Annotated in this window: 12 protein-coding genes; 3 read left to right on the top strand and 9 right to left on the bottom strand. The window is 45.7% G+C overall.

Going from position 1 to position 13,069, the window contains the following annotated elements; genetic code table 11:
- Positions 1-4: 4 nt before the first annotated feature.
- From hisA to hisIE, 3 genes are read left to right on the top strand one after another with little or no spacing between them, the layout of a single operon-like run.
- Positions 5-742 carry a 1-(5-phosphoribosyl)-5-[(5-phosphoribosylamino)methylideneamino]imidazole-4-carboxamide isomerase gene (gene hisA, locus EBA31_RS07040; protein WP_020826043.1) on the top strand — a complete coding sequence of 246 codons (738 nt, stop codon included), beginning with the start codon at positions 5-7 and terminating at the stop codon, positions 740-742.
- Complete coding sequence (gene hisF / locus EBA31_RS07035) at positions 724-1,500, top strand: imidazole glycerol phosphate synthase subunit HisF (RefSeq protein ID WP_046374042.1); 777 nt, start codon at positions 724-726, stop codon at positions 1,498-1,500. The genes hisA and hisF overlap by 19 nt, the downstream gene beginning before the upstream one ends.
- On the top strand, positions 1,494-2,108 hold the full coding sequence (gene hisIE, locus EBA31_RS07030) for a bifunctional phosphoribosyl-AMP cyclohydrolase/phosphoribosyl-ATP diphosphatase HisIE (RefSeq protein WP_122077957.1): 615 nt from the start codon (positions 1,494-1,496) through the stop codon (positions 2,106-2,108). Before hisF ends, hisIE begins: the two co-directional genes overlap by 7 nt.
- Before the next feature lie 106 nt (positions 2,109-2,214).
- On the opposite strand, the gene EBA31_RS07025 is transcribed toward hisIE, so the two are convergent.
- The 9 genes from EBA31_RS07025 to EBA31_RS06985 form a co-directional block, all read right to left on the bottom strand.
- Complete coding sequence (locus EBA31_RS07025; protein ID WP_122077955.1) at positions 2,215-4,158, bottom strand: HAD-IA family hydrolase; 1,944 nt, start codon at positions 4,156-4,158, stop codon at positions 2,215-2,217.
- A gap of 28 nt (positions 4,159-4,186) precedes the next feature.
- Positions 4,187-5,032, bottom strand: coding sequence for a glycosyltransferase family A protein (locus EBA31_RS07020; RefSeq protein WP_122077953.1), 846 nt, complete (start codon positions 5,030-5,032; stop codon positions 4,187-4,189).
- 174 nt (positions 5,033-5,206) lie between these two features.
- Positions 5,207-6,613: an NADP-dependent phosphogluconate dehydrogenase gene (gene gndA / locus EBA31_RS07015; RefSeq protein WP_122077951.1), complete on the bottom strand. Its 1,407-nt coding sequence runs from the start codon at positions 6,611-6,613 to the stop codon at positions 5,207-5,209.
- A gap of 137 nt (positions 6,614-6,750) precedes the next feature.
- Positions 6,751-7,524, bottom strand: a complete 774-nt coding sequence (locus tag EBA31_RS07010) for a polysaccharide pyruvyl transferase family protein (protein ID WP_238387434.1) — start codon at positions 7,522-7,524, stop codon at positions 6,751-6,753.
- Entirely contained in the window at positions 7,521-7,940 is a 420-nt protein-coding gene (locus EBA31_RS07005; protein WP_128864050.1) for a hypothetical protein, read from the bottom strand. The genes EBA31_RS07010 and EBA31_RS07005 overlap by 4 nt, the downstream gene beginning before the upstream one ends.
- Before the next feature lie 16 nt (positions 7,941-7,956).
- Positions 7,957-9,099: a glycosyltransferase family 4 protein gene (locus EBA31_RS07000; protein WP_122077945.1), complete on the bottom strand. Its 1,143-nt coding sequence runs from the start codon at positions 9,097-9,099 to the stop codon at positions 7,957-7,959.
- Between the two features lie 14 nt (positions 9,100-9,113).
- Positions 9,114-10,010, bottom strand: coding sequence for a glycosyltransferase (locus tag EBA31_RS06995; protein WP_122077943.1), 897 nt, complete (start codon positions 10,008-10,010; stop codon positions 9,114-9,116).
- A complete protein-coding gene (gene glf, locus EBA31_RS06990) occupies positions 10,007-11,161 on the bottom strand; it encodes a UDP-galactopyranose mutase (protein WP_122080595.1) in 1,155 nt (384 codons plus the stop codon). The genes EBA31_RS06995 and glf overlap by 4 nt, the downstream gene beginning before the upstream one ends.
- Positions 11,162-11,168: 7 nt before the next feature.
- Positions 11,169-13,067, bottom strand: coding sequence for a DUF4422 domain-containing protein (locus EBA31_RS06985; protein ID WP_122077942.1), 1,899 nt, complete (start codon positions 13,065-13,067; stop codon positions 11,169-11,171).
- Positions 13,068-13,069: the final 2 nt, after the last annotated feature.

Here is a 13,069-nt window from a genome sequence, read left to right as displayed (position 1 = left end):
CAGCATGATTATTCCAGCTTTGGATTTGATCGACGGCAACGTGGTGCGTTTGCATCAGGGTGATTACGGCCAACAGCGCGACTACGGTAACGATCCGCGCTCACGCCTGCAGGACTATCAACAACAGGGTGCACAGGTATTGCATCTGGTCGATTTGACCGGTGCCAAAGATCCTGCTGCACGCCAGATCCCGCTGCTGCGCCAACTGCTCGCCGGGGTTAACGTGCCGGTACAGGTTGGCGGCGGCATTCGCAATGAGCAGGACGTTTCGGCACTGCTGGAAGCCGGTGCGACCCGCGTGGTCATCGGCTCCACCGCAGTGAAACAACCGCAGTTGGTGCAGGGCTGGTTTGAGCGCTATGGCGCAGAGGCCATGGTGCTGGCGCTGGACGTGCGTATCGACGCCGACGGCACCAAGCGCGTGGCGATCAGCGGCTGGCAAGAAAACTCAGACGCCACTTTGGAACAGGTGGTGGAGCAGTTCCTGCCCTACGGCCTCAAGCACGTGCTGTGCACCGATATTTCCCGCGATGGCACGCTGGCTGGCTCCAACGTGGCGCTGTACCAGGAAATCAGCCAACGCTATCCGCAGATTGACTTCCAGGCATCCGGTGGCATCGGCAACCTGGACGATATCGCCCAACTGCGTGGCAGTGGCGTTAAAGGTGTGATTGTGGGGCGTGCCCTGTTGGAAGGTAAGTTTAGCGTTGAGGAGGCAATCGCATGCTGGCAAAACGGATAATCCCGTGCCTGGATGTCAAAGACGGGCAAGTAGTGAAAGGCGTGCAGTTCCGCAACCATGAGATCATCGGTGACATCGTGCCGCTGGCGCAACGTTATGCGCAGGAAGGTGCGGACGAACTGGTGTTCTACGATATCACCGCCTCAAGCGATGGCCGTGTAGTGGACAAAAGCTGGGTGTCACGGGTGGCGGAGGTGATTGATATCCCCTTCTGCGTCGCCGGTGGGATCAAAAGCCCGGAAGATGCCAGCCAGATCCTCTCTTTCGGCGCCGACAAGATTTCCATCAACTCTCCGGCGCTGGCCGACCCCGATCTAATTAGCCGTCTGGCAGATCGCTTTGGCGTACAGTGCATCGTGGTGGGTATTGATACCTGGTTCGAAGCCTCAACCGGCAAGTATCACGTTAACCAATACACCGGCGACGAAAGCCGCACCCGCGTCACTCAATGGGAAACCTTGGATTGGGTTAAAGAAGTGCAAAAACGCGGTGCCGGCGAGATTGTGTTGAACATGATGAACCAGGATGGCGTACGCAACGGTTACGATTTGGAACAGCTGCGGAAGGTCCGTGAGGTATGCAAGGTGCCCCTGATTGCCTCCGGCGGCGCGGGCACTATGGAACACTTTCTGGAAGCGTTCCGTGATGCGGACGTTGACGGCGCCCTGGCCGCGTCGGTGTTCCACAAGCAAATCATTAATATCGGCGAACTGAAAAAGTTCCTGGCCGCCCAAGGTGTGGAGATCCGCCTGTGTTAACAGAACAACAAAGAAGCCAGCTCGACTGGGAAAAAACTGACCACCTGCTGCCGGCGATTGTGCAGCATGCCGTCTCCGGCGAAGTGCTGATGCTCGGCTACATGAACCAGGAAGCGCTGACCGCTACCGAGCAAAGCGGCAAGGTCACCTTCTTCTCTCGTACCAAGCAGCGCCTGTGGACCAAGGGCGAAAGCTCTGGCAACTTCCTCAACGTAGTGAGCATCACCCCAGACTGTGATAACGACACGCTGTTGATTTTGGTCAATCCGATTGGCCCGACCTGCCATCTGGGCAATACCAGCTGCTTCCACCCGGCCGCCAGCGATTGGGGTTTTCTGTATCAGTTGGAGCAACTGCTGGCGGAGCGTAAATACGCCAGCCCCGACAGCTCTTACACCGCCAGCCTGTACGCCAGCGGCACCAAGCGTATCGCACAGAAAGTCGGTGAAGAAGGCGTGGAAACCGCATTGGCCGCGACGGTGAACGATCGCGAAGAGCTGACCAACGAGGCCTCCGATCTGATTTATCACCTGCTGGTGCTGTTGCAGGATCAGGATCTGGATTTGAGCAAGGTGATTGGTCGACTGCGTGAGCGGCATAAAAGATAAAATTACGTCATGAATGCCACAATTTTTTGGCATAAAAAAACCGGCATTAAATATCATCGGACGATATTTTAATGCCGGTTATTGACTAGAATCTTATATCAATAATTTAGATATATTTCTTCCAGAATTTCTTCCTGTTTATACGCTTATAGCCTTCTTTCCAGTAGCTCTGCTCAAACATTTCAGAATACTTATGCCCCTGAAGCAAGCGTTCTTTTAGACTTAATTTCTCCGCCAAGGCAATGCGGCCATTATTGGCCCCCGCAGCCTCCGAATGAGTGATGCCAACCAACGCATCCAGCTCGTAGCTGCTTGGATTTGACACAAGCTCAAAGAAAGGTTCGGATAGCAACCGGCTACTCATGGCCTCTGACGGTACAACCGCAAGAATAGAAGAAATGTATTCAAAGAATGACCGAATACCTTTTTGCAAAAGCTGTGCTTTTTTAAGATATTCCAACTCCTCCTCACTCACATTTTCTTTCACTGGCTGAGTTTTACCATCAATCTTTTGGTAACCTTTGGTCGACCCGGTATTGTCCGCCATTGCAAACTCCAACAGCTCGACCCCACCAGAGAGGATCAAATCATGTTGATTTCTAGGCTCCCCAAAATTAGTCAACCAACCTTTCATGTCATTATAATAGGATTTGTTATCCTTAGCCCCTTCAAAGGTTGCCAAGTATAGCCCGCTTATTTTCTTATCTGCCCAGATATCCCCTAAAGCACGGCTGAAGACTGATTGAATGTTTCCCATCCAACCAATATCGACTAACGCCACTGAAGAATAATCACCTACTGCTTCTTTGAAATAATCTGAGAATTCATCCCGATATTTCTTGTTTTGCAGCAAAGCATGCATGAACAGCTTATTAATCAGCCAATGGACTTTATCACGCTCGCCGTGGCTTGGAACATAGTTTACGTCAGGGAAGCCAACGTCGTGAATATCGGAAAGATGCTCTTCAGCATTTAGTCCAATAACAGAAAGAATGTTTTTTATGCTTTTTCTATTCTTACCACCAAACAGATGCCAGATACGATGCATTGGCCAATCAGTCATTCCCATTTTGTAAGTAGATGCACGGGAAAGATAAACATACTGATAGTCGAACTGGCGATCTTTATTATAGAAATCAAGGAAAATATCGCGAATCAAATGCGCATCTCGCGCCAAAAACAATAGCTTCTCAACATTAAGTTTTTTGGCCGTAGCATGGATCCAGGATGTGTAACCCAACATCAATGGACCAAAGATCTTGAAACCAATCTCAGTGAGCGGGTCATCAGAAAAAAACTGTCTCGCCTGAATATTCGTTACCGAGATATTAATAGACTCGCCAATAACATCTTTAATCTGCCAATGACGTGAAACACCGCCATCATATTCAGACCAATCAGCATGTAGCCCATCTATCGAATGATGCTTTGCCATTTCAACGTCAGAATGCTTATTATCGCCAATATGCAACCAACGTTTTCCAGTAAGGTTAAGTTTATTCCTAACCTTAGGATATAACTCTCCGGAGTGTTTAGACACCCCTTCTTCACCTGAAGAAAAAATGGCAACATCATCAAGATTTTTGTAGCCAGCATTTTCCAGTAACTCGCGTAGCACTTTCGAAGGTAAATACATATCGCTGATAACGATAATCTTACATCCTGCGGCCCTGGCCTTATTAAAAAGATCTTCTGCCGCTATACTTTTAAAAAGAACAGCCTTCTCCATCTCTATTTCTAGAGAAATAAGCATGTTAATAACATGCTTAGGCAATGTCGGGATCCTTTGGCTGACCTGATCATAGATGTCGGATATCAGAATTTCAGGCTCGCCTCCGTGCAAACTTACCTTATGTTGCCTGGCTTTTTCTTCCGCCTTTTCCCTGATAACAGAAAAATTATCGACCAAATCGGGCCATGCGATATATTGACTATCATACGATAAATTGGCTTGAATCAGTGAAAACAAGTCCTTGGGCCGCGCAATTTTTCGACTCAAAAGTGTATCAAATATGTCGAAACTCACGAAGTCGTAATTATTAAAATCCATAGTTCCTTCTACTCCTGAGCATAATTATTCAATGGCCGAAGTGATGACAAATTTTATTCTCAATCGAAGCTATTCGATGAAACATAGTTTCGTTAAAGATAAAATTAGAAATAAACCGACAGGTATAATCGTCAGAGGTATTTCTAGCTATACTATTGAGAATGACTTTTGATGAAAAACCATACTCTTCGGCATGAATAATGCTATAGTTGCCCAGGTTAAAGTCATCTTCCCGGCGGAAATGATAAAAAGACAAAGATTCGGGAACGATCCACACATCATTCTTGCTCATAAATGAAATCAAGAACACCCAGAAAAACGCTGGCTCCATGATATTATGAGACACGACAGTGCGTATAAATGCAGAAAAGTCAAAAATGCATGACGATGCTGGGATACTATTTCTATAATACAACGCATCGATATTCACCGGGCCAACCGAGAAATAATGATTCCACGGTTCGGTTCTGTCGATCTTTATCCTGTTGCCTTCAGCTATTTCATAAACTTTATTAACATGGCTGGCAACAGCACCAACAGATGGGTATCTGACTTTACTCTTTTCAAAAACGGAGATACAACGGGATAAATACTCTGGCGCCCAAGTATCGTCGTCATCAAGAAAACATGCATACTCAAATGGGAAGCTGTGTAGTGTTTTAATAAGTTCTTCCTGAGAAGAGACAGCATGAATTTTGTCGCTTTCAGAAATAAAAACCAACTCTTCAATATCTGACGGTATACCAGAACCGTTAGTCATGATAAAAACTTTATAATTTTGATATGATTGATTCTTCACGGACTCAAGAGCTCGCAAAAGCAAGCGCTTCCTAGTCTCATGATGTCTCAAAATAATAGCAACTGAGCCTTTCATAATTCCTCTATGAATACTATCTAGGCAAATTAATTAACATGGAAACATATTAAATAATTATAGTAACCTCTGATTCACTACCGATATAACAATTCAAGACCGATATAACAATCAAAGATCAAATCTTATAATAGCAAAAGCCGGGCATAGCCCGGCTATCTTATATTAATTAACTTATTCCATCCATTCGGTATGGAATACGCCTTCTTTGTCGATACGTTTGTAGGTGTGAGCACCGAAGTAGTCACGCTGCGCCTGGATCAGGTTGGCAGGCAGAACCGCTGAACGGTAGCTGTCGTAGTAAGAGATAGCCGCAGAGAAGGTCGGCGTAGGGATGCCGTTTTGCACCGCGTAAGACACCACGTCACGCAGCGCCTGCTGATATTCGTCAGCAATCTGCTTGAAGTAAGGTGCCAGCAACAGGTTAGCGATATCCGCGTCCTGTGTATAAGCGTCGGTGATTTTCTGCAAGAACTGTGCACGGATGATGCAGCCGGCGCGGAAGATCTTGGCAATGTCGCCGTAGTGCAGATCCCAGTTGTTTTCTTTGGAAGCCGCTTTCAGCTGAGAGAAGCCCTGCGCATAGGAAACGATTTTGCCCAGGTACAGCGCGCGGCGCACTTTCTCGACGAATTCGGCTTTGTCACCGCTGACTGGCGTCACTTTAGGACCGGTCAACACTTTAGATGCGGCAACGCGCTGGTCTTTCAGTGAGGACAGGTAACGTGCGAATACCGACTCGGTGATCAGCGACAGCGGCTCGCCCAGATCCAGAGAGCTCTGGCTGGTCCATTTGCCGGTACCTTTGTTGGCAGCTTCGTCCAGGATCACATCAACCAGGTATTTACCTTCTTCATCTTTCTTGGTGAAGATATCTTTGGTGATGTCGATCAGGTAGCTGTTCAGTTCGCCTTTGTTCCACTCGGCAAAGGTGTCAGCCAGTTCTTCATTGCTCAGGTTCAGCGCCTGCTTCAACAGGGAATAGGCTTCTGCAATCAGCTGCATGTCGCCGTATTCGATGCCGTTGTGCACCATCTTCACATAGTGACCGGCGCCATCAGCACCGATGTAGGTCACGCAAGGCTCGCCTTCCGCTACCGCAGCGATTTTCTCCAGGATTGGCGCCACCAGCTCGTAAGCTTCTTTCTGGCCGCCAGGCATGATTGAAGGCCCTTTCAGCGCGCCCTCTTCACCACCGGAAACACCGGTACCGATGAAGTTGAAGCCTTGATCAGACAGTTCGCGGTTACGACGGATGGTGTCCTGATAGTAGGTGTTGCCACCGTCGATCAGAATGTCACCTTTATCCAGGTGCGGAGTCAGGGAAGCAATGGTCTTGTCAGTCGCTTCACCTGCTTTCACCATCAGCAAGATGCGGCGTGGTTTTTCCAGCGATTCAACGAACTCTTCGACGGTGTAGTGCGGCACCAGGTTTTTACCTGGATTCTCGGCAATAACTTCATCAGTTTTATCGCCTGAACGGTTAAAGATCGAAACGGTGTAACCACGGCTTTCGATGTTCAGTGCCAGATTGCGGCCCATTACCGCCATGCCGACAACGCCGATTTGTTGCTTGGACATTGAAGAACTCCTGTCTGAGGATGACCCTGTTAACAACTGTGGCCAACAGGTTTTGTGATGTGGCACACATGTTAACTCAGGATTGAGCCGCGTGGGTAGTGATTGGTGCGATAGGCTTTATAACAGATAATAAACCATCAGAAATTATACAGTTGTGCCAATAAACGTTGTTTGGCTTGCTGAATCAGAACCCTTCCCGGCTGGCGGTCAATGCGTACTACAGGTGACAGCAGGGGTACCAATGCGTCCGCACTGATATCCGGCCTGACCATAGGCCAGTCAGACATGGGTTGTAAGCTGGCGAATTTGTTGTCGTAATAATCTGACCACGATAACGCAATACCATCGATACCCAGACTTGCAGCAATGACCTGAAAGTGGAAGCGTGAACTGATGCAAAAATCGTTAGTGGCAAATGCTAAACCATCTTGCCAAATCTGTTCGAACGGCACGAAACTTGCGTGAGGAAAACGCTCCTGCACCTGGTGAAAAAACGTACCATCTGTTCCTGGACGAAACTCATAAAAATTGATCGCGGCCGCAGGATAAATCTGACAAAACCTGGCTACGACCGTCTGCAACAGCGTCAACAGATTCTCGGCTAGAATACCATCTTCAGACAGTTCGGTATGGATACACAGATGAAGAGTGGGTTGTTCACGCTCCACAAGACGTCCGGTTGGAGAATCAGGGAAAGCAAAATAATCGTCCCCGGAGAAACCCAGTACAGGAATTCCAAAAGATTCCAATACTTTATAGCTGGCTTCGTCTCGTACATCAAAGTGATTAAACTGACGGATGAACGGTGCTAATTTAGCAGCATTTTCAGGCGAGAGCGGCTGCAATCCAAGCCCGGTTGCGTAACAGGCCAACTGATGCTTTTCAGCAAAATAAGCCGCAAGTTCTATCAATCGCGCATTGGCCCCCCAGAGTTCATTGATGTATCCCCCCCCAACAGATGGATACTTTCCGCAGAGATAAAGACCTCGGACATTAAGCGCTCACGAATCGGTAGCGCATGAGGATCGGCAAATTTGTCCTGAACGGACCCCTTGTCACCCAGCGCTTGGGCCAAACGCCATAGATAATCTACACATTTAACCCCCGGAAACAGCTCCGACGCCACCACAGCATCAACCGCATCAAGATAGATAACGCTATCAGGAAACTGCCGTTGCAATTCATTTATCCAGTATCGCGTTAGCATGTCATCACCAAAATTTGGCATACCTGCGGCTGAAACTAAATACAATGTTTTCTTCTGTACTGATGGAGCTTGAACATCCCTATCCTGCCTTTTCGTCCATAATTTCGCGAAAAAAGCCAAAATAGTGCCCCTCAAATTAATAGTTCCCGGTGGCAATTGCGCGCTGATAAAGTTTCAGAGTGTCATCAATAATCAATGATGATGCAAATTTGCTTTCAATTCGCTCACGACTACGAACCCCCATCTCTACACGCTTGTTTGGACTGGTAAGCAACTTTTCTAACTTTTCTGCCAAAAGCTTGATGTTACGTTTCTCCACTAAACTGCCCGTGTATTCATCGATGATAAGACTTTGGCAACCACCAACATCGTAAGCGATACAAGCACGCCCTACGGACGAGGCTTCAAGCAAGATACGGGGAACACCTTCAGAATATGTGGTAGGCAGTGCCACAACGTTAGAAGCCTCGATAAGACTGTAGACATCCGTACAGCGGCCAAGCCAGTTTATCAGCCCCTGCTGATGCCACTCTTCGATTTGTGACAAGGGTATAGCGTCAGGATCATCAACAATCGAAATCCCTGCTACATTGAGAACAAAGTCCACGCCTTTAAGCGCCAGTCGCTTTTTCACCTCAACCAAGTCACCCAGCCCCTTGCTCCACAATAGGCGACTCGCAAACAACACAATCGGTTTTTCGCGGTTGATTTCCAGTGAATAATGATAAATATCCGGATTGATACCGGCACCATCGATCACCACTGTTTGGCTTTTTTTGGCTTCAGTAATGGCAATGAGTCGATCGCGATCGTGCTCATGTTCAAAAGCCAACAGACACTTTTTATTCTTAACTATATGATTATAGGAGTGTAGCGTCAGAAAGCGAATAACGTTCATTGACAGCTTATCTTCCATAAACACGCGCCCCAGCCCAACGAAGCCAAGAATGATAGGCTTGTTATAAAAGCGGGCAAAAAATCCCCCCATCAAGCAAGGCTTGATGGTGATGCAGTGTAGAACATCCGGATTAATTCTTCTGAGCAGTTGCCATACCTTGACCAACGAACTGAAAAAATTTATCGGATTAACAGACTGTTCCGAGATAGAAGAGTCATGGCAAATGAAACCTTTTTCTGTCAGCGTTTGCTGAATGTCGCCCCCCACAAAATGGCTGACAACATGAATTTCATAGCCTGCAGCCTTAGCTGCCAAGGCTCTTTCAACCCAGTGAAGTTCAAAGTACCAATCCGAGTTGATAAAATAACAAATCTTTTTCATTAAACTCTTACCGGCTAATGTCGTTTACCATTTTTAAGTGATATACCGTCAACAATACCGCGTATTACATATCTAATATATTCGATTTTATTACCTTGAGAGGTAAAAGAAAGTAAATATTTAGCAATACGTAACACGATGGCTCCAAATGAGTAAGGCCTCTCATTTTTTTTAAACAACATTCTAGAAAGAAGCAAATTCCTGACCAAGTAATACACCTTCCATGGTGGATTTATTCCCCCACCGGCTGGTGCCACATCATGCAAGAACAGCAACTCTGGTGAGTATCGAAAGCGATACCCCTGTTGACTCAACCTGTAAGAGAAGTAAAGATCATCATAATAAATAAAAAGCTCCGAGCGGATAGACTCTGTGTTGGCAGCTAAAACGTCTTTGCGAATTATTGCACCAACGAATGAAAGCGTAATCACCTCTGACGCCTCCAGCCCTGTCGGAGTGTAGCGATCAGGTCTTGCAATATAATCGAGCGTGCGCATCAGTGATGTTGGCATCTTACTGAAGGGCACGTTCATTTTACAAAGCATGCCTTGCTTATCTATCACACGGCAACAGTATGCAGCATGATTGGTTTGTTCCAACTTAGCAAAACGCGCCAACAACTCAGCTTGCGGGTAAGCATCATCATCAAACATAAATACCCAATCGGTATCTATTTTTTCAGCAATGAATTCCGCTCCGAGTTTAAACCCACCGGCACCGCCATCATTTCGACCGGCGCGGAGCACGTGCAGGCGCGTATCCTCAATACCTTCCAACCAGGCCTGAGTATCATCGGTTGAAGCATTATCAACAATAACAATGTGCTCAAATGACAACGCAGCAGTTGCCATCCAGCACTGTTTCAATTTTTCCAGGCGATTAAAAGTAACAATTAACGCCGTGGCTTTCATCTGATGCTGACCGTAAAGACTGGCATAGTCGTTTTTTGCTCCAGACTGCTCAGATAAATCTCAGCGGTTTTCAACGCTTCGGCAATAGTCACGTCCATATCCAGATAGCGGTAAGTCCCTAAACGGCCGATGAAAGTCATACCGTTTTCTTTTTCCGCCAAATCGACATATTTTTCCAGAAGGCTCATTTCACCAACTTGTCGAATTGGGTAGTAAGGAATGTCGTTTTCCTCGCATGCACGGCTGTATTCTTTGTAACAAACCGAGCCTTCATGCTGCTCCCAAGGCGAAAAATATTTGTGTTCAGTGATACGCGTGTAAGGCACTGATTGTTCACAATAGTTCATAACCGCACACCCCTGATAATCACCCTCCACCGAGAATTTTTCAAAGTCTAACGTACGGTAACCTAAACGCCCAAACTGGAAGTCATAAAAAGCATCCAGTGGCCCGCTGTAGAAAACATGATCATACTGCTCGCGATCTTGCGGCTGGAACTGTACGCCTAGCGATACGGTAATGTTTGCATGGTTTAAAATACCTTCAACCATTTTGGTATAGCCATCTTTCGGCATCCCCTGAAACTTATGATTAAAATAGTTATCATCATAATTAAAGCGGATAGGCAAACGTTTAAGGATCGATGCTGGCAGTTGCGCCGGAGACATCCCCCACTGCTTAATGGTATAGCCTTTAAAGAAGGCTTCATAAAGCTCTTTGCCGACAAAACGCAGAGCCTGCTCTTCAAACGATTGTGGCTCAGTAATGCTGCGGTCACCCTTTTCAGCAATTAGCGCTTTGGCTTCCGCTGGCGAACAGGTTTGTCTAAAGAATTGGTTAATCGTATGAAGATTTATCGGCAACGAGAAAACCTGACCACCAACAGTCGCTTTAACCCGATTCACGTAGGGCATCATGGTGGAGTAACGATTAACAAAATTCCATACCTGCTCGTTGTCAGTGTGGAAGATATGGGGGCCATAGGTATGCACCATAACGTCCGTCTTCACATCGCGGGCATCGTAACAGTTTCCTGCAATATGATCCCGGCTGTCGATGATTTGGATCAAATGCCCCTGCTCTGCCAGTTGACGGCCGATTACCGCACCAGAGAAACCAGCACCCACAATTAGTATTTTTTTACTGTTTATCATTAAGTTACCCAAGAATTGCGCGTCTAACTTTGTAGTAGTATTTCGTCATAAAATTGCGTCGCGACGTGCCTATTGGTGCCCATTTGTTAAGCATGGGCATCAGAGCGCGTTTTAATTTAGTCTGCAGCAAAACCGGCGTATTACTCACAAGTTGCACTGTAGGAACATGTGATACTGCGGTGCCAATCAGACGTTCATAAGCTTCATACGCCCATGGCGTATTCACGATATTTTTATGATAGTTATCAAAAAAGTCAACGCGACGCGTGTTCCACGGTTTATTCTCACCCGCAAAATGAATCATCTTCGGATCTCTACGCGCCTCAAGAAAATTCATATAAGTTTTGAAGGGTAGATTGGGAAAGAAATCTTCCGTATTGCCGTTACCATGATAAACATTCCACTCCATTGGCAAATAGTGCACGCGGCCATGGAATACCTTATTCATAATATCCTGATCCAAGAACCAATAGGTTTTGCTTTTCATCGCATCCATCAGGCTGGAAAATGTATTTTCTTGGTTCATCTGCGCGATATTAAATACTAAAATCCCAGCTTGGAAATAGCCATCTGGGTTATCCATTCCCAATGAACTTTCCAAATACTCTTTGGCTGGCATTACACCATCACTGGACTGGGACATCGCGCCGAACAAAACGAAGCCCTCCATAACAATGTCTTTTACCGCAGCGATCAAATTATTCCCAAGAGGGATACTCATTAACTCAGCCAAGTCACTTTCAACTACCGTGTCCGCATCAATAAATATTACTTTATCAAACTCGGAAAATAGATTTGGGATAAACAAACGCGCATAGGTTGCAGCACTAAAATGAGCACGAGTAAAGACGTCTTTTATCTCAGTGAAAGCATTCACGTCAAAAAAACGAAGGCTAACATTCTTAAAATCGGCAACAAGCGATAAGAAGCGGTGCTTGTTTTTTAAATAAACCCCATTCTCCAGAACAACCAGATCATAATTTAGCTCTGGATTTGCATGAGCAAGAATAGAATTAATTAACGCCGCACCACTAATAGCATAATTATCATCAAAACAAATCACTACAGGAACATTTCTTGTCGAAAATGCAGGTTTTAGAGTAGCATTGAAAGTTTCTTTTTCGATAAAGGTTCGTTGTAACTCCTTAACTTTAAAAGAGTTCTGCTCGATTTGGTACGCCAGATAAATATTTAACAATCGTTCAGATATATGACCAACAACGCGCTTCTCTTGCGCATTATAATTTTTAAAGCGAAGTTTATCCTCAAGCCTTTCCAAAATCGCGAATAGCCACTCAGAATAATCATTGAAGATGTCCTTCCGCATAACAAACATATTAGTATAATAACCATCTGATGAGTTATTAAACATATCTGCAGCAGACTTATACTCCGGATAAATATCTGAAAGAATTTCTAATGCGGCATCGTAATCTTCAATATGCAGGTAGTTAGAAACTTTATAATGTTGATAGTTGTTCTTACTACCTGCAGCACTAACATCCCATTTTTTCGGCAAGATAATATCAACACCTGCCAGACAATCAGATATATTCTTATCGTTTAAACCAAATTTTTCATGATATAACGCATCAATCTTATCATAATTAATTACGCCCCAGTTATCTTCCGGGACTTGTTGATCTTCAGAAAAGTTAAAATGACGTCGATAATGCATAAACCCAACATAGTCTGCTGGTTGCGCATTCTTCCATACCCAATAATGAGCGGTCAATTCACAGTAAAATGGGTTTTTGAAAGAGATATTATCGCCAGAATCGTCACCAGGACAACCGATCTCATTTAAATTATTTGCCTTACCAACATGTATCGGCTGAATCAGTGTGGAATCAAGAAATGCACTGGGTTTATGATGGCAAGTGTAAATTTTAATAGAATTCATTT

The organism is Serratia sp. P2ACOL2, from assembly GCF_003691565.1.
Classification (GTDB): Bacteria; Pseudomonadota; Gammaproteobacteria; order Enterobacterales; family Enterobacteriaceae; genus Serratia; species Serratia liquefaciens.
This window is presented reverse-complemented; position numbering and strand designations above follow the sequence as displayed.

Bases quoted from the DNA above. Each gene is read 5' to 3' on its own strand.
- EBA31_RS06985 (WP_122077942.1), bottom strand. From the start codon at position 13,067: ATGAATTCTATTAAAATTTACACTTGCCATCATAAACCCAGTGCATTT.
- gndA (WP_122077951.1), bottom strand. From the start codon at position 6,613: ATGTCCAAGCAACAAATCGGCGTTGTCGGCATGGCGGTAATGGGCCGC.
- hisA (WP_020826043.1), top strand. From the start codon at position 5: ATGATTATTCCAGCTTTGGATTTGATCGACGGCAACGTGGTGCGTTTG.
- EBA31_RS06995 (WP_122077943.1), bottom strand. From the start codon at position 10,010: ATGAAAGCCACGGCGTTAATTGTTACTTTTAATCGCCTGGAAAAATTG.
- EBA31_RS07025 (WP_122077955.1), bottom strand. From the start codon at position 4,158: ATGGATTTTAATAATTACGACTTCGTGAGTTTCGACATATTTGATACA.
- EBA31_RS07000 (WP_122077945.1), bottom strand. From the start codon at position 9,099: ATGAAAAAGATTTGTTATTTTATCAACTCGGATTGGTACTTTGAACTT.
- EBA31_RS07020 (WP_122077953.1), bottom strand. From the start codon at position 5,032: ATGAAAGGCTCAGTTGCTATTATTTTGAGACATCATGAGACTAGGAAG.
- hisF (WP_046374042.1), top strand. From the start codon at position 724: ATGCTGGCAAAACGGATAATCCCGTGCCTGGATGTCAAAGACGGGCAA.